This window comes from Kitasatospora sp. NPDC058046 (assembly GCF_042885595.1).
Taxonomy (GTDB): Bacteria; Actinomycetota; Actinomycetes; order Streptomycetales; family Streptomycetaceae; genus Kitasatospora.
Genome location: NZ_JBHVRS010000009.1, coordinates 274,991 through 301,381, shown reverse-complemented (window position 1 = coordinate 301,381; position 26,391 = coordinate 274,991). Strand labels below are relative to the sequence as shown.

21 protein-coding genes and 1 riboswitch are annotated in these 26,391 nt (G+C 74.9%); of the genes, 11 read left to right on the top strand and 10 right to left on the bottom strand.

Annotated elements, in window-relative coordinates; all coding sequences use genetic code 11:
* Positions 1 to 22: 22 nt before the first annotated feature.
* Positions 23 to 1,453, top strand: coding sequence for an adenylosuccinate lyase (gene purB, locus ACFVU7_RS20870; protein WP_049652391.1), 1,431 nt, complete (start codon positions 23 to 25; stop codon positions 1,451 to 1,453).
* 7 nt (positions 1,454 to 1,460) lie between these two features.
* Here the strand turns inward: purB and ACFVU7_RS20865 are convergent, their stop codons facing one another.
* A complete protein-coding gene (locus tag ACFVU7_RS20865) occupies positions 1,461 to 2,942 on the bottom strand; it encodes an MFS transporter (protein WP_387828839.1) in 1,482 nt (493 codons plus the stop codon).
* Positions 2,943 to 3,293: 351 nt separating this feature from the next.
* Positions 3,294 to 3,494: riboswitch (cyclic di-AMP (ydaO/yuaA leader) on the top strand.
* A gap of 2 nt (positions 3,495 to 3,496) precedes the next feature.
* Here ACFVU7_RS20865 and ACFVU7_RS20860 point away from each other — a divergent pair.
* Positions 3,497 to 4,477: a peptidoglycan DD-metalloendopeptidase family protein gene (locus ACFVU7_RS20860; protein ID WP_388046385.1), complete on the top strand. Its 981-nt coding sequence runs from the start codon at positions 3,497 to 3,499 to the stop codon at positions 4,475 to 4,477.
* Between the two features lie 352 nt (positions 4,478 to 4,829).
* Entirely contained in the window at positions 4,830 to 6,380 is a 1,551-nt protein-coding gene (locus ACFVU7_RS20855; protein ID WP_388046384.1) for an APC family permease, read from the top strand.
* 81 nt (positions 6,381 to 6,461) lie between these two features.
* On the opposite strand, the gene ACFVU7_RS20850 is transcribed toward ACFVU7_RS20855, so the two are convergent.
* The 4 genes from ACFVU7_RS20850 to ACFVU7_RS20835 all read right to left on the bottom strand — a co-directional run bounded on the left by ACFVU7_RS20850 (position 6,462) and on the right by ACFVU7_RS20835 (position 9,725).
* Entirely contained in the window at positions 6,462 to 7,181 is a 720-nt protein-coding gene (locus tag ACFVU7_RS20850) for a DUF2470 domain-containing protein (RefSeq protein WP_388046383.1), read from the bottom strand.
* 166 nt (positions 7,182 to 7,347) lie between these two features.
* The gene (locus ACFVU7_RS20845; RefSeq protein ID WP_380667869.1) at positions 7,348 to 7,776 is read right to left on the bottom strand and encodes a RidA family protein; all 429 of its coding nucleotides are present in this window, start codon (positions 7,774 to 7,776) and stop codon (positions 7,348 to 7,350) included.
* Positions 7,777 to 7,804: 28 nt separating this feature from the next.
* Positions 7,805 to 8,554, bottom strand: coding sequence for an IclR family transcriptional regulator (locus ACFVU7_RS20840; RefSeq protein WP_380741340.1), 750 nt, complete (start codon positions 8,552 to 8,554; stop codon positions 7,805 to 7,807).
* A 31-nt stretch (positions 8,555 to 8,585) separates the two neighbouring features.
* Positions 8,586 to 9,725, bottom strand: coding sequence for a sugar kinase (locus tag ACFVU7_RS20835; protein WP_388046381.1), 1,140 nt, complete (start codon positions 9,723 to 9,725; stop codon positions 8,586 to 8,588).
* A 242-nt stretch (positions 9,726 to 9,967) separates the two neighbouring features.
* On the opposite strand from ACFVU7_RS20835, the gene ACFVU7_RS20830 reads away from it, so the two are divergent.
* The 5 genes from ACFVU7_RS20830 (at position 9,968) to ACFVU7_RS20810 (ending at position 16,679) form a co-directional block, all read left to right on the top strand.
* On the top strand, positions 9,968 to 11,269 hold the full coding sequence (locus tag ACFVU7_RS20830; RefSeq protein ID WP_241853052.1) for an alanine racemase: 1,302 nt from the start codon (positions 9,968 to 9,970) through the stop codon (positions 11,267 to 11,269).
* Entirely contained in the window at positions 11,269 to 12,942 is a 1,674-nt protein-coding gene (locus ACFVU7_RS20825) for an amidohydrolase family protein (protein ID WP_388046379.1), read from the top strand. Before ACFVU7_RS20830 ends, ACFVU7_RS20825 begins: the two co-directional genes overlap by 1 nt.
* Positions 12,939 to 13,616 (top strand): bifunctional 4-hydroxy-2-oxoglutarate aldolase/2-dehydro-3-deoxy-phosphogluconate aldolase, encoded by a 678-nt coding sequence (locus ACFVU7_RS20820; protein ID WP_388046377.1) that lies wholly within the window; start codon positions 12,939 to 12,941, stop codon positions 13,614 to 13,616. The genes ACFVU7_RS20825 and ACFVU7_RS20820 overlap by 4 nt, the downstream gene beginning before the upstream one ends.
* Positions 13,617 to 13,809: 193 nt before the next feature.
* Positions 13,810 to 15,414 (top strand): alpha-amylase family glycosyl hydrolase, encoded by a 1,605-nt coding sequence (locus ACFVU7_RS20815; RefSeq protein WP_388046375.1) that lies wholly within the window; start codon positions 13,810 to 13,812, stop codon positions 15,412 to 15,414.
* A 212-nt stretch (positions 15,415 to 15,626) separates the two neighbouring features.
* Positions 15,627 to 16,679: a hypothetical protein gene (locus ACFVU7_RS20810; RefSeq protein ID WP_387976182.1), complete on the top strand. Its 1,053-nt coding sequence runs from the start codon at positions 15,627 to 15,629 to the stop codon at positions 16,677 to 16,679.
* Between the two features lie 224 nt (positions 16,680 to 16,903).
* Here the strand turns inward: ACFVU7_RS20810 and ACFVU7_RS20805 are convergent, their stop codons facing one another.
* Both ACFVU7_RS20805 and ACFVU7_RS20800 read right to left on the bottom strand, forming a co-directional pair.
* A complete protein-coding gene (locus tag ACFVU7_RS20805) occupies positions 16,904 to 18,043 on the bottom strand; it encodes a CaiB/BaiF CoA transferase family protein (RefSeq protein ID WP_388046409.1) in 1,140 nt (379 codons plus the stop codon).
* A 68-nt stretch (positions 18,044 to 18,111) separates the two neighbouring features.
* A complete protein-coding gene (locus ACFVU7_RS20800; RefSeq protein ID WP_049654537.1) occupies positions 18,112 to 19,650 on the bottom strand; it encodes an APC family permease in 1,539 nt (512 codons plus the stop codon).
* 326 nt (positions 19,651 to 19,976) lie between these two features.
* On the opposite strand from ACFVU7_RS20800, the gene ACFVU7_RS20795 reads away from it, so the two are divergent.
* Both ACFVU7_RS20795 and ACFVU7_RS20790 read left to right on the top strand, forming a co-directional pair.
* Entirely contained in the window at positions 19,977 to 20,729 is a 753-nt protein-coding gene (locus ACFVU7_RS20795; protein WP_388046373.1) for a FadR/GntR family transcriptional regulator, read from the top strand.
* Between the two features lie 110 nt (positions 20,730 to 20,839).
* Positions 20,840 to 21,601, top strand: a complete 762-nt coding sequence (locus tag ACFVU7_RS20790; RefSeq protein ID WP_388046371.1) for a cache domain-containing protein — start codon at positions 20,840 to 20,842, stop codon at positions 21,599 to 21,601.
* 52 nt (positions 21,602 to 21,653) lie between these two features.
* Here ACFVU7_RS20790 and ACFVU7_RS20785 read toward each other — a convergent pair whose 3' ends face one another.
* Together ACFVU7_RS20785 and ACFVU7_RS20780 are read right to left on the bottom strand one after the other, a co-directional pair.
* The gene (locus ACFVU7_RS20785) at positions 21,654 to 22,448 is read right to left on the bottom strand and encodes a (2Fe-2S)-binding protein (protein WP_388046369.1); all 795 of its coding nucleotides are present in this window, start codon (positions 22,446 to 22,448) and stop codon (positions 21,654 to 21,656) included.
* Positions 22,449 to 22,609: 161 nt separating this feature from the next.
* Positions 22,610 to 23,224, bottom strand: a complete 615-nt coding sequence (locus tag ACFVU7_RS20780) for a hypothetical protein (protein WP_375875388.1) — start codon at positions 23,222 to 23,224, stop codon at positions 22,610 to 22,612.
* Positions 23,225 to 23,383: 159 nt separating this feature from the next.
* On the opposite strand from ACFVU7_RS20780, the gene ACFVU7_RS20775 reads away from it, so the two are divergent.
* Positions 23,384 to 24,661 (top strand): sensor histidine kinase, encoded by a 1,278-nt coding sequence (locus ACFVU7_RS20775; protein ID WP_388046367.1) that lies wholly within the window; start codon positions 23,384 to 23,386, stop codon positions 24,659 to 24,661.
* 63 nt (positions 24,662 to 24,724) lie between these two features.
* Here ACFVU7_RS20775 and ACFVU7_RS20770 read toward each other — a convergent pair whose 3' ends face one another.
* Positions 24,725 to 26,308: a purple acid phosphatase family protein gene (locus tag ACFVU7_RS20770; protein WP_388046365.1), complete on the bottom strand. Its 1,584-nt coding sequence runs from the start codon at positions 26,306 to 26,308 to the stop codon at positions 24,725 to 24,727.
* Between the last annotated feature and the right edge of the window lie 83 nt (positions 26,309 to 26,391).

Sequence of the window (26,391 nt, the reverse complement as noted above, 5' to 3'; positions counted from 1 at the left end):
TCGGCTGTTACTCTTGCGAAGCGTGAGCGCGAAGCCCCAGATCCCCAATGTCCTGGCCTCCCGGTACGCCTCGGCGACCCTGGCCCAGCTGTGGTCCCCCGAGCACAAGGTGGTCCTCGAGCGCCACCTGTGGCTCGCCGTCCTGAAGGCCCAGCAGGACCTCGGCGTCGAGGTTCCGGCGACCGCCGTCGCCGACTACGAGCGGGTGATCGACCAGGTCGACCTCGGCTCGATCGCCGCCCGTGAGCGGGTCACCCGCCACGACGTGAAGGCCCGGATCGAGGAGTTCAGCGAGCTCGCCGGGCATGAGCAGATCCACAAGGGAATGACCTCCCGGGACCTGACCGAGAACGTCGAGCAGCTGCAGATCCGCCAGTCCCTGGAGCACGTGCGGGACCGCACGGTGGCCGTGCTGGTGCGCCTGGCCAAGCTGTCCGCCCAGCACGCCGAGCTGGTCATGGCCGGCCGCTCGCACAACGTGGCCGCGCAGGCCACCACCCTGGGCAAGCGGTTCGCGTCGATCACCGACGAGCTGCTGGTCGCCTTCCGCCGCCTGGAGGAGCTGATCGCCCGCTACCCGCTGCGCGGGATCAAGGGCCCGGTCGGCACCGCCCAGGACATGCTCGACCTCCTCGGTGGCGACACCGACAAGCTGGCCGAGCTGGAGCGCCGGGTCGCCGGGCACCTCGGCTTCGAGAACGTGCTGACCAGCGTCGGCCAGGTCTACCCGCGCTCGCTGGACTTCGAGGTGCTCACCGCCCTCGTCCAGCTGGCCGCCGCGCCGTCCAGCCTGGCCAAGACCATCCGCCTGATGGCCGGCCACGAGCTGGTCACGGAGGGCTTCAAGGAGGGCCAGGTCGGCTCCTCCGCGATGCCCCACAAGATGAACACCCGCTCCTGCGAGCGCGTCAACGGCCTGGCCGTCATCCTGCGCGGCTACGCCTCGATGACCGGCGAGCTGGCCGGCGACCAGTGGAACGAGGGCGACGTCTCCTGCTCGGTGGTGCGCCGGGTCGCGCTGCCGGACGCGTTCTTCGCCTTCGACGGCCTGCTGGAGACCTTCCTGACCGTCCTCGACGAGTTCGGCGCCTTCCCCGCCGTGATCGAGGCCGAGCTGGACCGCTACCTGCCGTTCCTCGCCACCACCAAGGTGCTGATGGGCGCGGTGCGCGCGGGCGTCGGCCGGGAGACCGGGCACGAGGTCATCAAGGAGCACGCCGTCGCCTCCGCGCTGGCGATGCGCGCGGGCGCCCGGGAGAACGAGCTGCTGGACCGGCTGGCCGCCGACGAGCGGATCCCGCTGGACCGGGCCGCGCTGGACGCGCTGCTCGCCGACCGGCTGTCCTTCACCGGCGCGGCCGGCGCCCAGGTCGCCGAGGTGGTCCGCCAGGTGGAGGCCGTCGCGGCCGCCTACCCGGAGGCCGCCAAGTACGCGCCCGGCGACATCCTCTGACGTCTCGTCAGCCCTGAGTCGAGGGCCCCGCCGCCGGACCGGTGGCGGGGCCCTCGCGCGTCGTGGGGACGTGGCCCGGGTCCAGCGGCGGGGTGGTGGTGCCGCACGGCCAGTCGCAGTTCGGCTCGGCCACCTGCTGGTCGTCGGCGGCGAGCACGTTGCCCCGTACGGTCGCGAGGGCGATCAGCCCGCCGGCGGCCAGCAGGCCCGCGCAGATCAGCATCGCGGTGTGGAAGGCGGAGTCGACCGAGGAGGGCACCCGGTAGGCGTCGCCGCTCAGCCCGGCCAGCGCCGGGAGGGCGGCGACCGCGAGCAGGCCGGCCGCGCGGGCGGCGGCGTTGTTGACCCCGCTGGCGATGCCCGCGTGCCGGACCTCGACGGCGGCCAGCACGGTCGCCGTCAGCGGTGCGACCAGCAGCGTCATGCCGCAGCCCATCACCGTGACGGAGGGCAGCACGTCCACCCAGTAGGAGGAGTCCGGGCCGACGCGCAGCATCAGCAGCACGCCGGCGGCGCACAGCAGGGGGCCGACGGTCAGCGGGATGCGCGGGCCGATCCGCTTGCCGAGCCGCCCGGCGCGCGCGGACAGCAGCAGCATCAGCACGGTGATCGGCACCAGTGCGAAGCCCGAGACCAGCGGCGAGAAGCCGGACACGATCTGGAGCTGCACCACCAGCAGGAAGAAGACGCCGCTGAACGCCGCGTACACGCACAGGGTGACCAGGTTCACGGCGGTGAACAGCCGGGAGGAGAACAGTCCGAGCGGCAGCATCGGATCGGGCGCGCGGCGCTCGACCGCCACGAAGGCGACGCCGAGCGCCACTCCGAGCACCCCGCTGACCCAGACGGCGGGGGACAGGCCCTCGCCGGCCGCCGTCAGCGCGTAGGTGATCGCGCCGAGGGCGAGGGCGGCGAGCACGGCGCCGAGGACGTCGAAGCGGCCGGAGGCGCCCTCGTCCCGGCTCTCCGGCACCGACCGGGTGGTGACCGCGATCACGGCGGCGGCGAGCGGCAGGTTCAGCAGGAAGATCCAGCGCCAGCCGGGGCCGTCCACCAGCCAGCCGCCGAGGAAGGGGCCGACCGCCGCCGACACCCCGCCGAGGCCGGACCAGAGCCCGACCGCCGCCGAGCGGTCGTCAGGGTGGAAGACGGCCTGGAGCATGGCGAGCGAGCCGGGGGTGAGCAGCGCCCCGCCGATGCCCTGGACGGCGCGGGCGGCGATCAGCACGTGGATGTTCGGCGCGGCGGCGCAGGCCGCGGAGGCGACGGCGAACCAGACCACGCCGATCAGGAAGACCTTGCGCCGCCCGTAGCGGTCGCCGAGCGCGCCGCCGAGCAGGATCAGGCCCGCCAGGGTGAGCAGATAGGCGTTCAGGGTCCATTGCAGGGACGCGAGGGAGGCGCCGAGGTCGGCGCCGATCCGGGGCAGCGCGACGTTCACCACGGTGCCGTCCAGCATCGCCATGCTGGAGCCGAGCACCGTCGCCATTAGTACCCAGCGACCCTGCGCGGTGCCCAGGCGCAGGGTGCCGGCCTCGGAGGTGGCCACGGGCGAATCCTGCGCTGCCGAGGCGCACGTGACAAGGGTCACCGGTGGGTGTGTTGGCGGCTGGCGGTGCGTGAGCGGACGGGTGCGCGGCGTGGCCGATCTCGGCGCAGGGTCGTGGATCAGTGGCGGGGGGTGAATGGGTTGTGTACGCACCGTGGGCCCGGGCCTGCGGAGGGTCACTGGGACAGGGGGGATCGTTGCCGTTTCAAGAGATCGACATTGCTTCACCCGAACGGATGGGTTTTAGTTCAGCGACCGCCCGGCCAGTCCGGACGGATCCGCCGGGTGGAACGCCGAGTCCTGCCGCTGCCCGGTGGTTCGAAACGAACTCTGTACGGCAGGAGCGGGGGACCCACAGGTAAGTCGCCGGACCGGAGTTCGCGCCTCAGGGCGCGGGCGTCCAGGACCGGCTTGGGGTGAAGCCGCGCAAGCGGCCGGGCAACTCCAGCCCGAACCCGACAGCTCACCTCGCAGGCGTCGGAGAGGAAAATTCCATGCCTGCACAGGCTCGTCGTATCGCCCTGCCCCGCGCCGCCCGCATCGGCATCGCCACCGCCGTCACCGGTGTGTCCTTCGCCCTCCCGCTCGTCACCGCGATGAGCGCCCAGGCCCACACCCCGGCCGCTCCGGCCGCCGCCTCCACCGAGGCCAAGCAGGCCACGCAGGCTGCCGCTCCGGCCGCCCAGGCCGCGCAGGAGAGCTATCGCGTCGTCAGCGGTGACACCCTGTCCAAGATCGCCGACGCCAGGAACGTCGAGGGCGGCTGGCACGCGCTGTACGAGCAGAACCGCTCGGTCGTCGGCGCCGACCCGAACCTGATCTTCCCGGGCCAGCAGCTCGCGCTGTCCGGCCACGCCGCCGCGCCGGCCGCCGACGCCGCCCCGGCGAAGCCCGCCGCTCCGGCCAAGCCCGCCAAGCCGTCCGCTCCGGCGACCCAGGCCGCCAAGCCGCAGGCCCAGGTCCAGGTGCAGACCGAGGCCGCCAAGCCGTCCGCGCAGCTCGAGACCCAGCTCCAGGTCGCCGTTCCGGCCCAGGCCGTGACCGCGACTCCGGTCGCCGCCGCCACCTCCGGCTTCGTCGCCCCGCTGGCGAGCCCGCGGCTCGGCACCGCCTACGGCGTGGCCGGCTCGATGTGGGCCTCCGGCCACCACACCGGCCAGGACTTCGTCGCCTCCACCGGCACCCCGCTGCGCGCCGTCGCCAACGGTGTCGTGGTCAAGGCCGGCAACGGCGGCGCCTACGGCAACGAGGTCGAGATCAGGCTCGCCGACGGCCACTACGCCGAGTACGCGCACCTCTCCTCGATCGGCGTGAGGATCGGTCAGACCGTCACCGCCGGCCAGCAGATTGGCCTCTCCGGCGCCACCGGCAACGTGACCGGCCCGCACCTGCACTTCGAGATCCGCAACGGCTCGGAGTACGGCTCGGACATCAACCCGGTCGCCTACCTGCGCGCGCACGGCGTCGCGCTCTGACCCCGAGGGCTTCGAGCTCCGGGGTACCAGGAACCACCGCCGTTGCGGGCGAACCGATCGCCCGGGATGGTCCTGTCGGGTGACCGCTCGACCGGGTGATCGCCGCACGGCGGACATGGGCGCGGGACACGCCCAGGCCGGCCCGGCCGCATGAGGACCTCCTCGTGCGGCCGGGCCGGCCGCTTTCGTTCCCGGGCCCGCCGGGGTGTTCGAGCGATCGAACGAAGCGTCAACTCCGGTGTCCCGCAGGGTGGTCGCCGGGATCTCCGGGCGCCTCCGGGGCGCCATGCTGGCGGACGGTCAGCGCCCGGCCGGTCCGGCGGTCGGGCGGGCCGGGAGGCGAGGAGGCCGGATGGCGGTCCGCAGCGGGGGCGTGGCGGGGGAGACGGCCGGGCGGGAGCGGCCCGGGGCGGGCGGGGTCGACCGGCTGAAGGCGGACTCGGTCGGCCTGGTCGGCGTGGTGTTCATGGCGCTCGCCACCGCCGCCCCGATCACCGCGATGACCGGCAACCTGCCGATCATCGTCGGTCAGGGCAACGGCGCGGGCGCGCCCGCCGCGTACATCGTGGCGACCGTGGTGCTGACGGTGTTCTCGGTCGGCTACGTGGCGATGGCCCGGCACATCACCGCGGCCGGCGCGTTCTACGGCTACGTCTCGCACGGGCTGGGGCGGGTGACGGGGATGGCCTCGGGGCTGCTCGCGGTGCTCGCGTACGTCGTCACCGAGGCCGCGGCCCTCGGCTTCTTCGCGTACTCGCTGCGCGGGCTGGTCCGTTCGCAGCTGGGGGTGGACGTCGGCTGGGGCTGGTACGCGCTGTTCGGGGCGGCGGTGATCGGGGTGATGGGCTGGTTCGACCTGCATCTGACGGCCAGGGTGCTCGGGGTCGCGCTGGTACTGGAGATCGGCGTCCTGTCGGCGGTCTCACTGGCGGTGCTGCTCTCCGGCGGCGGGCCGGACGGGCTCGCGGCCGGGACCCTGAACCCGCTGAACGCGCTGAAGGGGGTGGGGAGTTCGGGGACTTCGGCGGCCGGGCTCGGACTGTTCTTCGCGTTCTGGTCCTGGGTGGGCTTCGAGTCCACCGCGATGTACGGCGAGGAGTCCCGCGACCCGAAGCGGGTGGTGCCGCGGGCCACGCTGATCTCCGTGATCGGGGTCGGGCTGCTCTACGTCTTCGTGTCCTGGATGATCGTGTCCGGCAACGGGGTCGAGCGGGCGGTCGCGGTGGCGGGCGGCGCGGTGCCGGGGAAGGACGGCAACAGCCTGTTCTTCGACCAGCTCGCCGCGCATCTGGGGGCCTGGGCGGTGAAGGTCTTCCAATGGCTGGTCGTCACGGGCTCGTTCGCCTGCGCGATGGCCTTCCACCAGTGCGCGGCCCGGTACCTGTACGCGATCGGGCGGGAGGGGCTGCTGCACCCGGCGCTCGGCCGCACCCATCCGCGGCACGGCTCGCCGCACATCGCCTCGGTGACGCAGTCGGTCATCGCGGTGGGGCTGGTGGCGGGGTTCCTGGCGGCCGGCATGGACCCGTACGCGCACCTGTACACGCTGCTGGCACTGCTCGGGACGATGGCGATCCTGGTCGTGCAGACGCTCTGCTCCTTCGCCGTGGTCGGGTACTTCCACGTGCGCGGACGGCACCCGGAGACGGCGCACTGGTTCCGGACGCTGGCCGCGCCGCTGGCGGGCGGGGTGGCGATGGCCGGGGTGGTGGTGCTGCTGGTGCTCAACCGGGACGCCGCGGCGGGGGAGGCGGCGCACACGCTGCTGTTCCGGCTGATCCCGTACCTGGTGATCGGGGTGTTCGCGGGCGGGATCGGGCTGGCGCTCGCGGTGCGCCGGTGGCGGCCCGGGCTGTACGCGCGGATCGGGCGGGTGGTGCTGGAGGACGCGGTCGAGCGGTGACCGGGCCGGGGCCGCGGTGGCCGGCGGGCCCGGGCGTTCGCGCCGGGCGGGCCCGGGCGTTTGTGCTGGGCGGGCCCGGGTTCAGCGCCGGTGGACCGGCAGGCCGTACTGGGCGGCGGCCAGCAGCTCGTGCATCCGGTGGCCGAAGTCGTCGGTGTCCCGGGCGGGTTCGGGGAAGACCAGGCGGACGTCGCGGTGGCCGTGCGAGTGGTCCAGGCGCAGCACCAGGCCGTGGCGGTCCAGGGCGAGCGGGCGGACCTCCGGGGCGTGGGCGAGCACGGCCGGGTCGAGCAGCCGGGTGAGGACGTCGAGCGCCTCGGCGTGGTCGTCGGCGAGGTGGGTGAGCAGCATGGCCTCGTACCGGGCCAGCGGGTCGGGGGTGGCCAGGGCGAGGTCGGCGGCGGTGATCGCGCCGGTGGCGTACGGGGTGGCGAGGACGGCGTGGGCGACGTCCACCCGCAGGTGCACGCCGAGGCCGTCGTCGGTGAGGTGGGCCGGCCACAGCCGGCCGGCCAGGGTGAGGCGGGCGCGGACGCGGTCGCGGACGGCGACGGGGGCGATGTCGGTGACGTCGAGGACGACGGCGAGGCCCTCGGCGGCGCCGACGGCGGCCGTGGTCAGCGGGTCGTCCAGGGCGGCGCGCAGCCGCAGCCGGGAGCCGTGCACGGAGACCGGGGTGTCCAGGTGGTGGTGCTCGCCCAGGGCGCGGACGGTGAGCGAGGAGGTCGTGCCGAGCAGGCTGTGGATCCGGTCGGCGGTGCTGGGCTCGGGGACCTCGGTGTCGCCGGTGGGCAGGCTCATGGACGGACCTCCAGTTAGTTAGGTGAGCCTAACCTAATGTGCGACTGGGGGTGTGGCAAGCAGGCGGTGGGGCGAGCGGGCGGTGGGGCGAGCGGGCGGGCCCGGGCAGGCGGAAGGGCCCGGACGCGTGGGTGGCGTCCGGGCCCTTCCGTCGGGCGGGGCCGGGTCAGCCGATGACGGCCTGGGCGTCGATCTCGACCAGCATCGGCTCCTGCGGCAGCTCGACGAAGACGGTGGTGCGGCACGGCTTCACGCCGCCGGGCTTGACGTTCTCGTCGATGAACTCGGCGTAGACCTCGTTCATCAGCGGGAAGTCGGCGCGCTTGGTGAGGTAGACGCGGAACATCACCACGTCCTCGATGGTGGCGCCGCCGGCCTCGACGATGGCCTTGACGTTCTCCAGGGTGCGGCGGGTCTGCGCCTTCACGTCGCCGTGGTGCAGGTACTCGCCGGTGGCCGGGTCCTGCGGGCCCTGGCCGGAGACCTGGAGGAACGGGCCCTTGCGGACGCCCTGGGAGAACATCCAGGCGGGGGCGGGGGCGCCGTCGGTGCGGATCTCGGTCTTCTCGAAGGTCTGGGGGTGCTCGGCGGACATCGGGTTCCTTACGTTGTGTGACGATTCGTCAGTTGTGGTCGGGGCGGCCGCAGTCGGCCGAGACGGCGCGGGTGGTGGCGAGCAGCTGCGGGAGCAGGTCCAGCACCTGCTCGTACGGCAGGACGACGTCCGGGACGGAGATCGAGGCGGCGGCGACCACCCGCCCGCTGGCGTCCCGGACGGGCGCGGCCACGCAGTTGATGAAGGACTCGTGTTCGGCGTGGTCCTGCGCCCAGCCCTGGGCGGCGACCCTCTCCAGCTCGGCGAGCAGCGCCTCGGGGGTGGTCAGGGTGCGCTCGGTGTGCCGGACGAAGTCGATCCCGGCCACCACCCGGCGCCGCTCCGGCAGCGGCAGGTCGGCCAGCAGCACCTTGGAGACGGCGGCGCTGTGCAGGGCGGCGCGCAGGCCGATCCGGGAGTACATCCGCACCGGGTGGCGGGAGTCGAACTTGTCGATGTAGACCACCTCGCCGCCCTCGTACGCGGCCAGGTGCACGGTCTGGCCGGTGGCGGCGTTCAGCTCGGCCAGGTGCGGGGCGGCGATCCGGCGCACGCCGCGCTGCTCCAGGGCCAGACCGGAGAGCGCGAAGAGGCCGGCGCCCAGGTGGTAGCGGTAGGCCGCGTCGCGATAGACGAACCGTTCCTCTTCGAGGCTCTGCAGCAGTCGGAGCACGGTCGTCTTGTGGACGCCGAGCACCTCGGCGAGCTGGTCGAGGGAGCGCTCGCCCTCGCCGAGCTCGGCGAGGATGCGCAGGGCGCGGGTGACGGTCTGACTCATCGTGCTCCGCTTCGAGGGCTGGGGTTCCCGCTCATTGTGCCCGGGCCCGGTCGGCCGACGACGACCGGTCGGCGCACGGCGTCCGGTCGGTCGGGCGTGCGACGCCGGCGGGCAGGGACGGGCCGGTGATGCCCTCCGGGGTGACCCGGGTGGCGGCCCACTGGGCGGGGGAGGCGTCGAGCAGGGCGGCCACCACGGCGGCGTCCGGCAGCTCGGCCTGGTCGCCGGGGGCGGTCAGCGCGCAGGCGGCGCTCAGGTGGCCGAGCCGCAGTCGGCGCCGCTGGTCCAAGCCCCGGACGGTGCCGGCCAGGTAGCCGGCCGCGAAGGCGTCGCCGGCGCCGGTGGCCTCGACCACCTCGACCGCGAGGGCCGGCTCGGTGACCGCCGTACCGTCCTGCTCCAGGGCGGTGACCTGCCGGGCCGCGTCCTTGACCACGACGGTGGCCGGGGCGGGGAAGCGGCGGCGGAGCTCGGCCGGGTCGCCGGTGCCGAAGGCGGCCTCGGCCTCGTCGGCGCCGAGCAGCAGCAGGTCGGCGGCGTCCAGCAGCGGCGGCAGGACGGCCGGGTCGCGGTCGAGCCAGAGCGAGGGGCGCCAGTTGAGGTCGAAGCTGACCAGGCGGCCCGGACGGCGGTCGGCGAGCAGGGCGCGCAGTAGGGCCAGGCAGTCGTCGGAGAGCGCGGCGGTGATGCCGGACAGGTGCAGCAGCCGGGCGCCGGCCAGCAGCGCGGCGGCGGCCGGGTCGGCGAGCAGGCCGGGCGAGAGTGCGGCGGCCGCGGAGCCGCGCCGGTGGTAGTGCAGCCGGCTGCGGCCGGGGCCGAGGTCGTGGCGGTCGCCGGTGGTGCCGCCGACCTCCTTCAGGTAGAGGCCGGTCGGGCGGTGCGGGTCGACCGCGACCGCCGAGACGTCCACGCCGCGGGCGGCGACCTCGGCGAGCAGCCGGCGGCCGAAGCCGTCGTCGCCGACCCGGCTGATCCAGGCGGTCGGCACGCCGTGCGCGGCCAGCGCGCCCGCCACGTTGGACTCCGCGCCGCCGACCGAGAGCCGGAAGTTCTCCACCGACTCCAGCGGGCCCGGGCGGTCCGGCAGCAGGACGGCCATCGACTCGCCCACGCACACGGCCGTCGGGGGAGCGCCGGGGCGGGTCGGGCCCTGGGTGTCCTGTCGCGGCATGTGCGGGGCTCCTCGTCTGCGGCCGTTCCGTCGAGAGCGGGCCCACCGGGCCGACTCCGTGGCGCGTGAACGCCGCGTTCGTCCGTGAGCACCGCGTTCTCCGCGAGCACCGCACGTGAGCCGACCCCGTCGACCGGGAGCCCGGTCCGTTGACCGTGATCCGGCGCCGATGCTAGAACCGTGTTGCCAGCATGTGCAACCCTCGTTGCGCATGTTGCAACCTGTGCGGATGGAGGAACACGGTGGAGCAGACCTTCGCAAGCAGCGGTACCGGGCCGGGGATCGCCCGGGGAGCGGTGGCGGCCCTGGCCGACGAACCGCTCGACTGGCGGTTCAAAGCCGCTCCGCCGCAGTCGTGGGGCCGCAGCACGCGGGAGTGGCTCGCCACCGGCCCCACCCTCTCCTCGCTCGGCACCCCGCTGCTCACCCTCGACGGCGCCGCCCTCGACCACAACGTCCGCACCATGGCCGACTGGTGCGCCAAGGCGGGCGTCGCGCTCGCCCCGCACGGCAAGACCACCATGGCGCCCGCCCTCTGGCAGGCGCAGCTCGACGCCGGAAGCCACGGCATCACCCTCGCCAACCTGCCGCAGGTGCGGATCGCCCGGGCCTTCGGGGTCCAGCGCATCCTGCTCGCCAACGCCCTGCTCGACCCGGCCGGACTGGCCTGGCTCGCCGACGAACTCGCCGCCGACCCGGACTTCGCCTTCCTCTCCTGGGTCGACTCCGTCGAGAGCGTGCGGCTGATGGACGAGGCGCTGCGCGCCGCCGGGGCCGAACGGCCGGTCGAGGTGCTGGTCGAGCTCGGCGGCCCCGGCGGGCGGACCGGCGCCCGCGGTGCGGACGCCGCCGTCGAGGTCGCCGCCGCGGTGCTGCGCGCCCCCACCCTGCGGCTGGCGGGCATCGGCGGCTACGAGGGCGCGATCGCGCACGACGCCTCGACCGAGGGACTGGCCGCCGTCCGCGGCTACCTGCGGGAGCTCGGCGAACTGCACGGCCGGCTGGCGAGCGCCTATCCGGACGGCACCCCGCCGGTGGTCTCGGCCGGCGGCAGCGCCTACTTCGACCTGGTGGTCGAGGAGTTGGCGAACCTGCCGGAGTCGTTCACGGTGCTGCGCTCGGGCGCGTACATCGCCCACGACGACGGCTTCTACCGGGGCATCTCGCCGCTGGCCCGGGACGGCGGGCGGACGCCGTTCCGCGGCGCGCTGCACGGCTGGGCCCGGGTCGTCTCCCGGCCCGAGCCGCAGCTCGCGCTGCTGGACGCCGGCAAGCGCGACCTGCCCTTCGACGAGGGCCTGCCGGAGCCGCAACGGGTGCGCGGCGGCGCCGAGTTGACCGGTACGGCGGCCCGGATCACGGCACTCAACGACCAGCACGCCTTCCTGCGCGACGCGGGCGACCTCGCGCCGATCGGCGCCGTGCTGCGGCTGGGCGTCTCGCACCCCTGCACCGCCTTCGACAAGTGGACGGCGATCCCGGTGCTGGACTCCGCGGACGCGGCCGAGCCGAAGGTCACCGGCCTGGTCAGGACGTTCTTCTGATGCCCGGGGAGAGAGCGGCCCGCGGGGGCGCGACGGTCTTCCGGGGCGCCACCGTGGTGGACGGCACCGGCGCGGAGCGCTACCGGGCGGACGTCCGCATCGCCGACGGCCTGATCGTCGAGATCGCGGAGATCGCCGAGTCCGGTGAGGGCGGCGGGACCGGCGGGATCGGCAAGGGCGTCGGCGCGGCCGAGGTGGTGGACGCCGACGGGCTGGTGCTGGCCCCCGGCTTCATCGACATGCACGCCCACTCCGACCTCGCCCTGCTGCGCGAACCCGAGCACCCGGCCAAGGTCACCCAGGGCGTCACCTGCGAGGTCCTCGGCCAGGACGGCCTGTCCTACGCCCCGGTGGACGACACCACGCTGCCCGCGCTGCGCCGCCAACTCGCGGGCTGGAACGGCGATCCGGACGGCTTCGACTGGGACTGGCGGGACGTCGCCGGCTACCTCGACCGGATCGACCGCAGCGGCGTCGCCGTCAACGCCTGCTACCTCGTCCCGCACGGCACGCTGCGGATGCTCGTCATGGGCTGGGCCAACCGTCCGCCCACCCCCGGCGAACTCGACCGGATGCGGCAGGTGCTGGCGAAGAGCCTGCTGGACGGCGCGGTCGGCATGTCCAGCGGCCTCAGCTACACCCCCGGGATGTACGCGGACACCGCCGAGCTGGTCGAGCTGTGCACCGTCGTCGCGGCCTACGGCGGCTTCCATGCCCCGCACCAACGCTCGTACGGTGAAGGGGCGTTGGAGGGCTACGCGGAGATGGTGGAGATCGCCCGGCGGAGCGGCTGCGCGCTGCACCTGACCCACGCCACGATGAACTTCGGGGTCAACCGGGGCCGGGCCGGCGAGCTGCTGGAGCTCCTCGACCGGGCGCTCGCCGACGGCGTCGACCTCACCCTGGACAGCTACCCCTACCTGCCCGGCTCCACCACCCTGGCCGCCCTGCTGCCGAGTTGGGCCACCGAGGGCGGCCCGGCCGCGACGCTGGCGCGGCTCGACGACCCCGCGCAGTGCGCGAGGATCCGGTACGAGGTGGAGGAGAAGGGCAGCGACGGCTGCCACGGCGTGGTCACCGACTGGGCGACGATCCAGATCTCCGGCGTCGGCTCGGCCCCGCTCGCCGGGACGGTCGGCCGCACCGTCGCCGAACTGGCCGTCGAGGAGCGGCGGACCGGCACCGAGGTCTTCCTGGACCTGCTGCGCCGGGACGGGCTGGCCACCACCATCCTCCAGCACGTCGGGCACGAGGAGAACGTCCGGGCGATCATGCGCCACCGCGCGCACACCGTCGGCAGCGACGGACTGCTGGTCGGCGCCCGGCCGCACCCGCGCGCCTGGGGCACCTTCCCGCGCTACCTCGGCCACTACAGCCGGGAGTTGGGAGTTCTCACGCTGGAGGAGACGATCGCCCGGATGACCGGCCGCCCCGCCGCCCGGCTGGGACTGGACCGGCGGGGCCGGATCGCCCCCGGCCACCACGCCGACCTGGTGCTCCTCGACCCCGGGAAGGTCCGGGACGCCGCCACCTTCGAGGACCCCCGGCTGCCCGCCGAGGGCATCGAGTACGTGTACGTCAACGGCAGCGCCGTCGTCCGGGAGGGCCGCACCACCGGCGCCCGACCCGGGCGTGCCCTGCGCCGAACCGACCGAGGAACCCTGGCCATATGACCGAGCCGTCCGCCCCGACCGACCCCTCCTCCGACCCCTCCGTTCCGACCGGGCTTTCCGTCCTGCGCGACGAACCGGTGATCGCGGTGGTCCGCGCACCCCGGATCCCGGACGCCGCCGCGCTCTGCGCCGCCCTCGCCGAGGGCGGCATCAACCTGACCGAATTCACCTACACCACACCGGATGTGACGGACCATCTGTTCCGGGCCTCGAAGGCCGGCTGGCGGGTCGGCGTCGGAACGGTGCTGACCGCCGAGCAGGCGCGGCGCGGGGTCGAGGCGGGGGCGTCCTTCCTGGTCACCCCCGGTTGCCGCCCCGAGGTCGCCGAGGCGGCGGCCGTCGCCGGGGTGCCGGTGGTACTCGGGGCGCTCACCCCGACCGAGGTGGCGCACGCGGTGGACCTCGGGGCCGCCGCCGTCAAGATCTTCCCGGCCCGGGCGTTCGGCCCCGGCTACTTCAAGGACCTGCGCGGCCCGTACCCCGACGTGCCGCTGGTGGCCTCCGGCGGGGTGAACGCGGGCAACGCCGCCGAGTTCCTGGCGCACGGCGCGCTCGCGGTCTGCGCGGGGACGGACGTGGTGCCGCCGGACGTGGTCGCGGCGGGGGACTGGGCGGAGATCACCCGGCGGGCCCGGGCGTTCACGGCGGCCTGCGCCGGGGCGGCGGGGGCGTAGCGGGCCACCGGTGTTCGCGGCGGGGGCGTAGCGGGTCGTCGGCGCTCGCGGCGTGGCGAGGCGGGCTGTCGGGACGGCCGGGATTGGACGAGAATCGGGGACACCCGGCTCGGCCCCGGCCGAGCCCGTCCCGGCCCAGCCCCCTCCCCGCCCGGCCAGCCCCGGGCCCCGGACCCGGCAGGAGGAACCGCCCATGACCTCGACCCGCCCCGGCCCCGACTGGCTCGCCGACGCCGTGCTGTACCAGATCTACCCCCAGAGCTTCGCCGACTCCGACGGCGACGGCATCGGCGACTTCGCCGGCATCGCCGAGCACCTGGACCACCTCGCCTGGCTCGGCGTCGACACCGTCTGGCTCAACCCCTGCTTCGCCTCGCCGTTCCGCGACGCCGGGTACGACGTCGCCGACTACCTCACCCCGGCCCCGCGCTACGGCAGCACCGAGGACCTGGCCGCCCTGGTGGAGGCCGCCCGGGGCAAGGGCATCCGGGTTCTGCTGGACCTGGTGGCCGGGCACACCTCCGACCGCCACCCCTGGTTCCTGGCCTCCGCCGAGGACCCGTCCGACCACCGGTACATCTGGTCCGACCACCCGGTGGACGGCTTCGTCGCCTCGCCCGGCAGCCGCCCCGGCTGGTACCTGCCGAACTTCTTCGACTGTCAGCCAGCGCTCAACTTCGGCTACGCGCGCGGCAGTTCCGAGGAGCCCTGGCGGCAGGCGGTGGACGCGGACGGCCCGCGCGCCAACCGGGCGGCGCTGCGCGCGATCATGGCGCACTGGCTCGGCCTCGGGGTGTCCGGCTTCCGGGTGGACATGGCCTACTCGCTGGTCAAGGACGACCCGGGCAAGGTGGAGACCGCCAAGCTCTGGACCGAGCTGCGCGACTGGCTGGACCGCGCCCACCCCGAGGCCGTCCTGCTCGCCGAGTGGGGCGACCCGGCCGCCGCCGTCACGGCCGGCTTCCACGCCGACTTCTTCCTGCACTTCGGCGGCGCGGACCACGGCCTGCCGCTGCGCTCGCTCTGGAACAACAACGGCGGGACGGTCGAGGAGTTCTGGCACCAGGAGGCCTGCTACTTCGAGGCCGAGGGCCGGGGCACCCCGCAGCCCTTCCTGGATGCCTGGCGCTCCGCCGCCGAACTCACCGAGGGCGGCGGGCAGATCGTGCTGCCCACCGCCAACCACGACTTCTCCCGGCTGGCCACCGGTCCGCGCACCGCGGAGCAGCTCGCCCCGGCCTTCGCCTTCCTGCTCACCTGGCCCACCCTCCCGGCGGTCTACTACGGCGACGAGATCGGCATGCGCTACCTGCCGGGCCTGCCCGACACCGAGGGCAGCGTCCTCGGGCCGCGGTTCAACCGGGCTGGCTCGCGCACCCCGATGCAGTGGACGCCCGGCCCCACCGCCGGCTTCTCCAGCGCCCCGCCCGAGCGGCTGTACCTGCCGGTGGACCCGGACCCGCACCGCCCGGACGTGCTCTCCCAGCGTGCCGACCCGACCTCGCTGCTGCACACCGTCCGGCGGCTGATCGCGCTGCGCCGGGCGCACCCGGGGCTGGGCGCGGCCGGCGGGGTGGAGGTCCGGCACACCGGCTACCCGCTGGTGTACACCCGGGCCGGGCGGTACCTGGTGGCGGTCAATCCGCGCCGGGAGCCGGCGTCCGTCCGGCTGCCGGGCCTGCCGGAGGGCGTCCCGTCGGCGCCGGGCGTCCGGCCGCTGGAGGTGCAGGGCGTGCGGGTCGCGGACGGGGAGCTGCGGGCGGACGGGTTCTCGTACGGGGTGTTCGAGCTGGGCTGAGCGCGGGCGGGGCGGTCGGGCCGAATGCGGCTGCGGTAGCCGGGCCGAGCGTGGTGCGGTAGCCGGGTCCTGTTCGGGGCCCGGCTTCCGATCGGTGTCGGATAGTTGTAAGCTACATCGATAGATGGTTGCATTTACCACCCTCATTGGTTGCATTTGCCACCTTCATGATCAAGCTGACAGACACGCCACCGGAGGACGGTACGAACGCCATGAGCACACCCCGGAACCCCGCCGCAGCGCCCACCCTGGGGCACTCGCTCAAGCACCTGGCCATCCACCTGATCACCCCGCTGCTGATGTGCCTGGGCATGGCGCTCGCCTACCAGGGCGCCTTCCACCAGCCCGAGCCCCACCACCTCAAGGTGGCGGTGGTCGGCACCACACCGCAGGCGCAGGGCCTGGCGCAGGCCATCCAGGGCAAGGCCGGGAACGCGCTCGACGTCCGCACCGTGGACGACCGGGCCGCCGCCGAGCAGCAGCTGCGCGACCGGGACCTGGTGGGCGCCTTCGTGCCGGACGCCAAGAGCCCCGAGCTGATCGTCGCCAAGGGGAACTCGGACACCTCGGTGGTGGCCGCCACGGCGGTGTTCACCAACGTCACCGACCGGCAGGGCGTGCCGCTGCACGTCACCGACCTGACCACCCCGGCCGCGGGCGACCCGACCGGACAGGGCCTGTTCTTCCTGCTGGTCGCACTGAGCATCGGCTCCTACGCCAGCGTCGCGGTGATCGGCGCCGCCGGCGCGGGGCTGAGCATGGCGGTCCGGGCGCTGGTCGGGGTGGCGGTCTCGCTGGCGGTCAGCGTGATCGGCATCGTCACCGCCGGGCCGGTCTTCCACGTGGTCGACCACGACTACGCGGCGATCTGGGCGCTGGGCTGGCTCTACTCGGCGGGCATCGTGCTGATCGGCATCGGCCTGCACAGCTTCCTGAAGAAGTGGACCACGCTGGCCCTGATGGTGCTGTTCGTGATGCTGAACTTCACCTCCTCCGGCGGCATCTACCGGCCCGAGCTGCAGAACGGGTTCTTCGGCGGCCTGCACGGCTTCTGGACCGGCGCCGGCTTCCTAGAGGGCGCGCGCAGCATCATGTACTTCGACGGCGGCGCGGGCCTCGGCGGGCACGTCGTGACCCTGCTGGCCTGGCTGCTGCTCGGCGGGGCGGCGCTGGTGGCCGCGGCGATGTACGAGGGCCGCGGGCGCCGTCCGGTCGAGACGCCGGCGGAGGCCGAGGAGGAGATGGAGGAGGCGGTCGCGGTCTGACCGCGCCCCTCGGAAGGCTTCACCGGGTGCCGCGGGCATCGGCACCGGGTGGGGATCGGCGGCCCGCGCCCGGCCCTGGACAAGCCGGACGCGGGCCTCGGCGTCCCCCCGTACGTCCCTAGCGGTATGCCGCCTGCCCGGTGAGGGCCTGGCCGGCCACCAGGGTGTGGATCTCGCCGGTGCCCGTCGGGGTCACCCTGGCGTGCGGGTGCGGTGCGGGGTGCTCATGGGCGGTCCTCGGGGTCCCTGTCGTACGGGTCGGTCGGGTAGGTCGGGGCGTCCTGGTCGTGCGGGGCGTCCAGCCAGGCGGTGAGCTCGGCGGTGTGCTCGCCGAGCCGGGGCGGGGGCAGGTGGTAGCGGGGCGGGGTGCGGGAGAGGCCGATCGGGTTGGCGACCAGCTCCAGTGGGCGGCCGTCCGGGCCGGGCAGCGGCGCCCGCGGGTGCAGGCCGAGCGAGTCGGCGAGGGCGAAGGCCCCGGCCAGGTCGTTGACCGGTCCGCAGGGCACGCCGAGCGGGGTGAGCACGGCGAACCACTCGGCGGCGGTGCGGCGTTCGAGCCGGGCGGTGAGCTCGCGGGCCAGCGCGCCCACGTGCGCGACCCGGTCGGCGTTGGTGGCGAAGCGCGGGTCGGCGGCCAGTTCGGGGGCGCCCACGCCCCGGCAGAGCGCGGCGAACTGCCGGTCGTTGCCGACCGCGACGACCAGCGGGCGGTCGGCGGCGGTGAACACCTCGTACGGGGCGATGGAGGGGTGGCGGTTGCCGAGGATGCCGGGCACGGAGCCGGCCAGGGTGTAGCCGGCGGACTGGTTGACCAGGCCGGAGAGCAGGGAGGAGAGCAGGTTCAGCTCCACCAGCTGGCCCCGGCCGGTGGTCTCGCGCTCGCGCAGCGCGGCCAGCACGCCGACCGCCGCGTGCAGTCCGGTCAGGACGTCCACCAGCGCGACGCCGGTCTTCACCGGCTCGCCGGGGGCCGGGCCGGTGACGGACATCAGTCCGCCGACGGCCTGCACCAGCAGGTCGTAGCCGGGCAGTCCGGCGCCCTCGCCGGAGCCGAAGCCGGTGATCGAGCAGTAGACCAGCCGCGGGTTGAGCGCCTCGGCGCGGTCCGGGCCGAGGCCGTGGCGGGCCATCGTGCCGGGGCGGAAGTTCTCCACCAGCACGTCGGCGCGGCGGACGAGTGCGACGGCGCGGGCGTGGTCGGCCGGGTCGCGCAGGTCGAGGGTGAGGGAGCGCTTGTTGCGGTTGACGGAGAGGAAGTAGGTGGCCTCGCCCTGGGCGTGCGGCGGGCCCCAGGCGCGGGTGTCGTCGCCGGTGCCGGGCTGCTCGACCTTGATCACGTCGGCGCCGAGGTCGGCCAGCAGCATGGTCAGGTAGGGCGCGGCGAGGACCCGGCCGAAGTCGGCGACCAGGACGCCGTCCAGCGGGAGCCCGGTCACGACCGCCCCCTGGCCGCCCCGGCCGCGGCCGTCGCGCCGCCGGTCGCCGCGCCACCGGCCGTCGCGTCGCCCGAGGGGGCGTCGCCGCGCAGGTGCGGGCGGGCCAGCAGGAGGTAGAGGCCGCCGGCCGCGAGCACGACCACCGCCGAGAGCAGCACCAGGTAGTTGTCGTACCAGGCGGCGTCCGGGGTGCGGCCCCAGCAGATGTTGACGATCGCGGCGACGCCGTAGACCAGCGCGCCGATGTTCACCGCCAGGCCCCAGCGGCCGAGCCGGAAGTCCCCGCTCGGGCGCCAGCCGCGCAGCCGGGCCCGCAGGGCGGCCAGCACCACCATCTGGAAGGCCAGGTAGATGCCGATGCTGGAGAAGGAGATGATCTTCGTGAGGGCGCCCTCGGAGAGCGCCGAGGCGCCCACGATGATCACGCCGGGCAGCGCCGCGGCGAGCAGCAGCGCGTACGGCGGCACCCGCAGCCGGCCCGAGACGGTGGCCAGCAGCCGGCTGCCCGCGATCATCCGGTCCCGGGCGAAGGAGTACGCGAGCCGGCTCGCCGCCGCCTGGAGGCTCAGCACGCAGGACAGGAAGGAGATCAACACCACGCCGATCACCACCCGGGCGCCGGCCGCGCCGAAGGCGTCGTGCAGCACCTTGGCCACCGGGTCCTTGTCGTCGCCGGAGACCACCGCGCCGATGTCCTGGATCGACATCACCAGGGCCAGGCTGACCCCGATCGCCGCCGCGCCGCCGACGTAGATGGTGCGCCGCATCGACTTGGGGATCTGTCGACCCGGGTCGGCCACCTCCTCGGCGACGTCGCCGCAGGCCTCGAAGCCGAAGAACAGGAAGACCGCGATCAGCCCGGCGGCCAGGAAGGCGTCGGCGTAGTTCCCGTCGCCGCCCGCGCCGAAGCGGTCGAAGACCACGCCGAGGCCGTGGTAGCGGTGCGTCAGCAGCAGCCAGGCGCCGACCGCCAGGGCGCCGAGCAGCTCGGCGGCGAAACCGAACATGGCCGCCGCCGACAGGACCCGGGTGCCGCCGAGGTTGATCACGGTGGCGAGCGCCAGCAGGCCGAGCGCGCACCAGACGGTCGTCGCGGTGCTCGGCTCGACGCCCAGGAGGGCGGCCACGTACGGACCGGCGCCGTAGGAGACGGCCGCGATGGTGGACATCAGCGCCAGCAGGTAGACCCAGCCGGTCAGCCAGCCCCAGGTGCGGCCCCAGAGCCGGCGCGCCCACGGGTACACCCCGCCGGCCACCGGGAACTGGGCGACCACCTCGCTGAACACCAGGGCCACCAGCAGCTGGCCGAGGCCCGCGATCAGGAAGCTCCAGACCATCGGCGGCCCGGCGGTCTGGAGCGAGGTGGCGAAGAGTGTGTACACGCCGACCACGGGGGAGAGATAGGTGAAGCCGAGCGAGAAGTTCGCCCAGAGGCTCATGTCGCGCTTGAACTCGGAGGTGTAGCCGAGGGCGGCCAGCCGTTCGGCGTCCGGGTCGGGGGAGTGGGCGGTGGCACGGGCACTGGCATCGGTCATGACCTGCTCCTGGGAACGTGTCGTGATGCGTCGTCAGGACGCGTCGTCGTGATGCGTCGTCGTGACGCGTCGTCGTGATGCGTGGGGGAGTGCTGCGGGGTGCTGTTCGGGCCGAGGCTGCGGGAGAACATACGAGATTGAGTTTCTAGCGGCAAGGGTGCGCGCTCGACCGGGAGGTACCCTGCGGGAAACATCAGGTCGGACGGTGATCCGGAGTCGGCGGTTCGGAGGCGGCGGTTCGGGGACGCTCATCCGGAGGCGGGTGATCCGGCGACGGGCGACCCGGCGACGGGCGACCCGGCGACGGTGATCGAGGAGGGGGCGGTGTGACGACCATCGGCAGTGCGACCCCGCTGCTCAGCGCCGTCCTCGCGCCGCTCGCCGACCTCGGGCGCGCCGACGCGGTGGCCCGCCGGATCACCGAGGCGATCGCCCTCGGGCTGGTCGCGGACGGGGACCAACTGCCCAGCGAGAACGACCTCGCCGACCAGCTCGGCGTCGCCAACGGCACCGTCCGCGAGGCCCTCGCCCTGCTCCGCGAGGCCGGGCTGATCGAGACCCGGCGCGGCCGCAACGGCGGCAGCTTCGTCCGCACCCCCGCCGAGGGCTCCCAACACCTCCAGCTCGCCCGGCTGCGCGACCTCGCCACCGTCGACCTGCGCGACCTCGGCGACGAGGAGCTGGCCGTCTTCGGCACCGCCGCCCGGCTCGCCGCCGAACGCGCCCCGGCCGACCTCGGCCCCAGGCTCACCCGGCTGGTGCACGACCTGCGCGACGCCGCCGGGCCCGCCGAGCGGTGCCGCGCCGACGCCCGCTTCCACATCGAACTCGCCGTCGCCGCCCAGTCGGTGCGGCTCACCCAGCTCGCCGTCCGGCTCCAGGCCGAACTCGGGCCGCTGCTCTGGCTGCCCGCCCCGCACGGGCCGGACCAGGCGCGCTTCGCCGAGCAGCACCGGGAGATCCTGGTCGCGGTGCTGGCCGGCGACGCGGCCGGCGCCCGGGCCGCGGCCGAGGCGCACGCGGTGGCCTGCGTCCACCATCTGGTCCGGCGGCACCTGGAGTTGGCGGACGACGGCTGAGCCGGGGCCCGTTGCTCCCGGAACCCGTTGTTCCCGGAGCCGTCCCTCGCCGGAAGTCCGTTGCCGGAAGCCCGTTGCCGCCGGAACCCTCCCTCGCCGCCGGAGCCGTCATGACCAGCGCGTCCAGCCCCGCCCTGCCCGTTGCCCGAGCCCGCGGCGGGCCCGCCGCCGTCGAGCGCTGCGCCCGACGGGTCGCCGCAGCCGTCGACGAGGTGCTCGCCGAACTGGACGGCCTGCGGGCGGCCGCGGCCGACTGCTGGACCCGGGCGGCCGCCGAGGGCCGCCGGCCCGGGGCCGCCGAACTCGCCGCGGTGCGCGGGGCGGTGGGCGAACTGCTGGCGCGGCCCGGCTCGCGCTGGTTCGGCTGCGGAGCGGTCGTGGCACCCGGCGCGCTCGCCGACGCGGACCTGCACGCGGAGTGGTGGTACCGCGGCGCGCGCGGGGCCGGAGAGCGGCGGCTGCGCCTCGTGCTCGACCCGGCGGACGCCGAGTTCTACGACTACCGGGTGTTGCCCTGGTTCGCCCGGCCCCGGGACGAGGGGCGGGCCGTGGTGGCCGGGCCGCAGGTCGACCTGCTCTGTGCCGACCGGTACGTGCTGTGCTGCGCCCGGCCGGTGGTCGTCCCGGGCGCCGGCTTCGTCGGGGTGGCGGCCGGGGACGTCCCGCTGGCCGCGCTGGAACGGCTGCTGGTGCCGCCGCTGCGGGAGCTGGCCGGCGAGGCCGCGCTGCTCGACGGCGAGGGGCGGGTGCTGGCCGCCACCACCCCGGCCCTGCCGGTGGGTTCGCTGGCGCGCGGGCTGCTCGCGGACCCGGCGGCCGAGCGGGTCGGGGTGCCGTCGGCGGCGGTGGACTGGACGGTGGTGCGCGGCTGACGGGTGACCGGACGGTGCCGGCAAGCCGATATGACCTTCATTTGTGAAGGTATTAGTCGTTCCGCTTCCCGCGGCCGGGCGGCGTGCTGAAGCAGCAGTCGCCGCAGAGACCGGCGCCCGGACCCAGCCGGTAGTAGAGGCAGCAGCTGTTCCGGCGAAACGCCGTACCGCGCGGCCCGGTGCGCAGGGTACCCGACCCGGCCAGCGGCGGACGGTCCAGCAACTCCGCCACCAACGCCCGTGCGGCGACCGGCGCATGGGCGTCCAGGATCCGCAGCGTCCCGGCCAGCGCGGAGGCGGCGTTGCCGAGCAGCAGGCGGCGGGAGAGCGGGGCGGCCGCCCGTACGGCCGTCGCCAGCGGCTCCAACTGGCCCAGCAGGACGGCCTCGTGCAGCTGGTCGGCGAGCGTCCCGGCGGCCTTCCCGGCGGTCGGCCCGGCGGCCGTCCCGGAGGACGGAACGGCGGACGGAACGGCGGACGGCCGGACGGGCTCCGGCGGGGTCCACAGGTCGAGCGGGCCCTGGTCCGGGATCCGCACCCAGGCGTGCTCCAGGGTCAGGACCGTCCCCAGCAGGACGGCCGAGCCCAGGCCCACCGACCAGAAGCGGGCGGCCAGTCCCAGGTGCAGGATCGAGGCGGCGACCCGGGGCTCGTCGGTGCCGAGCCGCTGCGCCACCACCCGCAGCCGCGCCGCCAACGGCGCGTCCGGCCCGGTGTCGTACAGCTCGGCCAGCGGCCGGAAGCCCTCGGGCGGCCGGTCGGCCGGTGCGGTGTCCAGCGCGAAGTACGGCCCGACGGCGGCGAGTCGGGCGTAGTCCGGCGGCCGAAGGCCGGGTGCGGGGTTCAACGGCCGTCCCCTGTGCGGTCGTTGAACCCCGCACCCGCCCGCGGCGGGGTGGTCGGATGGTCGAGGGGCATCGGGGCCTCCAGGTCTGCGGGTGCTCGGGCGACCATGCGCGTCGCCCCGGTCGGACCCGAGCGGCCCGGGCAGGCCTGGTCGGCCGGGTGTCAGCCGCGCACGGAGAAGTCACCACTGGTCGTGCGGATGAACGGTACCGTGCCCTGGCAGTCCGAGACCGGCTGGCCGAACACGCCCCAGACCCAGCCCATCCGGTCCCCGCGCCGCCCGTTGTCCTCCACCGAGAGCGCGACCTTCTGACCGGTCAGCTCCAGGCCCGGGAACCACGGCGCCTCGCTCTTGGTGATCACCCCGGTGGCGATCGCCTCCCGGCCGCCGACGGCCAGGCAGGTGATGTCGCCCTCGAAGTCGGCGACCAGCCGGCCGTCGGTGTGCACGTGACGGACGTGGAAGTGGCCCGCGGTGCCGCGCGGATCGGTGTTGGTGGAAGTGCGGGCGTCCACCGAGATCTGCACCGGGTCGCCCTCGAAGCCCTGGAAGGCCGTGGTGAGGACGGTGTTGCCGGTGCCGCGCACGCTCACCGGTCCGAAGCCGCCCGCGGGGTCGGCCGGTTCCGCGGCGGACGCCTGTGCTGCGGACGCCTGTGCGGCGGGGACCGGTGCGACGGTGGTGGTCGGTGCGGCGACGGCGGCCGGTGCGGCGGTGGCGGCCGTCGCGGTCAGCAGGAGGAGCGAGACGGCGGCGGTGGCGAGGCGGCGGTTCATGGGGTGGGTTCTCCTTCGGGTTCGGTCGTTCCGGTGCCACTCAGCATGCTTCCGCCCGGCCGCGCGGGCCTCCCGCTGCGGAGGGGAGTTGACGGTGGGTCGCTCCTCCCCGGGAAGGAACCGGCCTCCCCCGGGAGAGCTGCCCCCTAGGCTCGGTGGGTGCGCACCGAAGCCCGAACCAGCTCCGCCCAACCCAGCTCCGCCCGACCCCGCTCCGCCCGGATCCGCCGGCCGCTCGCCGCCGTCTCCGCGCTCGCCCTGCTGGCGCCCGTCCTGCTGGCGCAACCGGACGCCCGGGCGGCGGCCGCGCTGCTCGCCCTGACGGCGGCGTTCGCCGCGGTGGTGGCGCTGCTGCCCTGGCCCGCCGGGCGGATCACGCTCGGTGCGGCGGTCGGGGCGGTGGCCGGGGCCTCGCTGCTGGTCGACCTGGTCTACCCGGGGCCGTACCGGCTGCCCGCGTTCTGGCTGCCGTTCGAGTGGCTCGCCCTGCTCGGGCTGCTCTTCCGGGCCGTCCGCGGGCTGTCCGACCGCCGGGTCGGCCCGGTCGGCGGGCTGCTCGGGCTCGCGGCGGTGCTGCTGCCGCTGCGGTTCTCCCTGCGGACGCCGCAGGGCGGTGCGGCCTGGTCGGTGGTCGGGGTGCTGCTCTCGCTGCTGCCGCTGCTCGGTGTCGCGGGGGCGGCCCTCTACCTGCGGGTCCTGGACGCCCGACGGGAGCGGGCGGTCGCCCGGGCCCGGCGCGAACAGCGGCTGGAGGTGGCGCGGGGGCTGCACGACTTCGTCGCCCACGAGATCACCGGCATCGTGCTGGAGGCCCAGGCCGGTCAACTCCCGGACCAGGAGCCGGAGGAGACCGCCGTACTGCTGCGGCGCCTGGAGGAGGCCGGGCTGCGGGCGCTGGACTCGATGGACGAGATGGTCGGCGCCCTGCGCGAGCCGGGCGGAGAGGGCGGCCGGGACGGCCGGTCCGAGACGCCGGATCGGGAGGAGGAGTCCGACGGCGCGACCACCCGCCGGCTGGGCCTGGCCGACCTCCCCGAACTGGTCACCCGCTTCGGCGCCACCGGTGCCGGCGGCACCGCCGGTGCCCCGCGCGCCACCGCCGAGCTGGCGCCCGAGACCGCCGGCCGGCTCTCCGCCGAGGCCGAGGCGACCGCGTACGCCGTCGTCCTGGAGGCCCTCACCAACATCCGTCGGCACGCGCCGCAGGCCACCGAGGTCACCGTCCGGGTGGCCCCCGGCACGGACGGCACGGTCGAGCTGACCGTCACCGACGACGGCGGCCCGTCCCGCAAGCCGCTGCTGCGCCGCCGCCCCGGCGCCGGCGGCACCGGCCTGGCCGGGCTCACCGCCCGGGCCGCCGCCCACGGGGGCTCGCTGACCGCCGGCCCGGGAACGCCCGGGGGCTGGTGGGTCAGCTGCTCCCTGCCGGGTCGCTGAGGCACGCGCCCTGTGGCGTCGGCCGGCGCGGCAGGGCTGCCCCCGCTTCCGGGTGCGTCGCGCTCAGTGGCCCCGGCCGCCGCCCCGGGTGCCGCGCGGGCGGGTCAGGGTGAAGCGGTCGACCGGGACGAGGTCCCCGTACGGCCCGCTGACGGAGTAGTAGGTGACGCCGATCGTGGTCTGCCCGTTGCGCCCGCCCGGGTCGACGTCGAAGGAGGCGAAGCCGTACGGGTTGTCGGCGTCCCGGAAGGCGGACCAGGGGGCGTCCTCGATGACGTACACCGGCGGGCGCTTGCCGGTGGCCGGGTCGACGGCGCCGACGCCGGTGATCACCCGGGCCTTGGCGGGGCTGAAGAAGAGCTGGTTGGACGGGGCCGAGGTGCCGCCGCCGCCGATGACCATGTGGACGGTGCCCTTGGTGGTGTCGATGGTCTCGGTGCCGGTGGAGACCGGGATCGGCGTGCGGGTGTCGGTCGGCTGCTGGCCGCGGATCGGGTGCGAGCGCTCGTAGTGGTGCTCGTGGCCGCAGACCACCAGGTCCACGCCGTACTTGTCGAACAGCGGCACCCAGGCCTCGCGGACGCCGAGGTCGGCGCCGTTGAACTTGTCGGCGGTGGAGATCACCACCTGGTGCATGCAGACCACGATCCAGTCGATCCCCGGGTCCGCGTTGGCCGCGATCAACTCCCTTTCCAGCCAGCGCTGCTGGGCACCGCCGGAGTAGCCGTGGACGTAGCTGCTGCCGCCGTCCTGGTAGGCCACGTCGTCGTTGTTGAGGCTGATCACCCGCACCGAGCCGGCCGTGAACGAGTACCACAGGCCGCGCGTCTCCGCGTCGGAGCGGGCGTCCGGCAGCTCGAAGTACGCCTGGTAGGCGCCGTAGCCGATCGGGCCGTTGCCCTTCTCGTTCTCGTGGTTGCCGGCCGCGGGCATCCAGGGGCGGTGGCGGGCCGAGCGGGTGTTGTTCTCGAACCAGTCGGACCAGGTGCGGACCCGGTCGGTGGCGATGTTCGCGTAGCAGAGGTCGCCGTTGAGCAGGTGGAACAGCGGGGCGATCCGCTCGACCCCGGCGGTGGTGTCGCCGGCGGCGGGGCTGCCGAGGTTGTCGTTCACGTAGCCGTTGGCGGTCTTCTTGCCGAGGGTCGGGGTGCCCTGGTCGCCGAAGCTGGTGAAGGTGAAGGCGGACCGGCCGCGCGGGGCGGTGCGGACGGTGCCGAGTTCGGGGGTGGTGCCGTCGTGGACGGCGGCGTAGACGTAGTCCGTGTCGGCGCGCAGGCCGGTCAGCCGGGCGTGGTGCGTCTGGACCTCGGTGCCGGACGCGGCGTCCCGGTAGGTGCGGGTCGCGGCCTGGACCGTCCGGCCGAAGCCGCCGTTCGAAGTCCCGTACACCACCCGGGGGTTGCCGGCGGACCGGGTGGTGTGCCAGGAGACCACCACCTCGCGGGAGGCGTCCGAGCCGAACTGGAGGTGGAGGCCGGCCACCCGCGGCGCGCCGGAGCGGTCCGGCCGCTGCCAGAGCACCGGGGAGGCGGCGGCGGGGGCGGCCGAGACGCCGGAGAGGGACACGGCACCGCCGAGGCCGACGCCGGTCGCCCCGGCCAGGAGCCCGCGCCTGCTGACGGGGAGACGTCCACTGGAATCGTTCATGGCGGCCAGCCCACCGGACGAAGGTGAACCGCGCCGGGTCCGCCGCGTGAACTTTCCCGTCCGTCACCCGTGCGTCACACTGC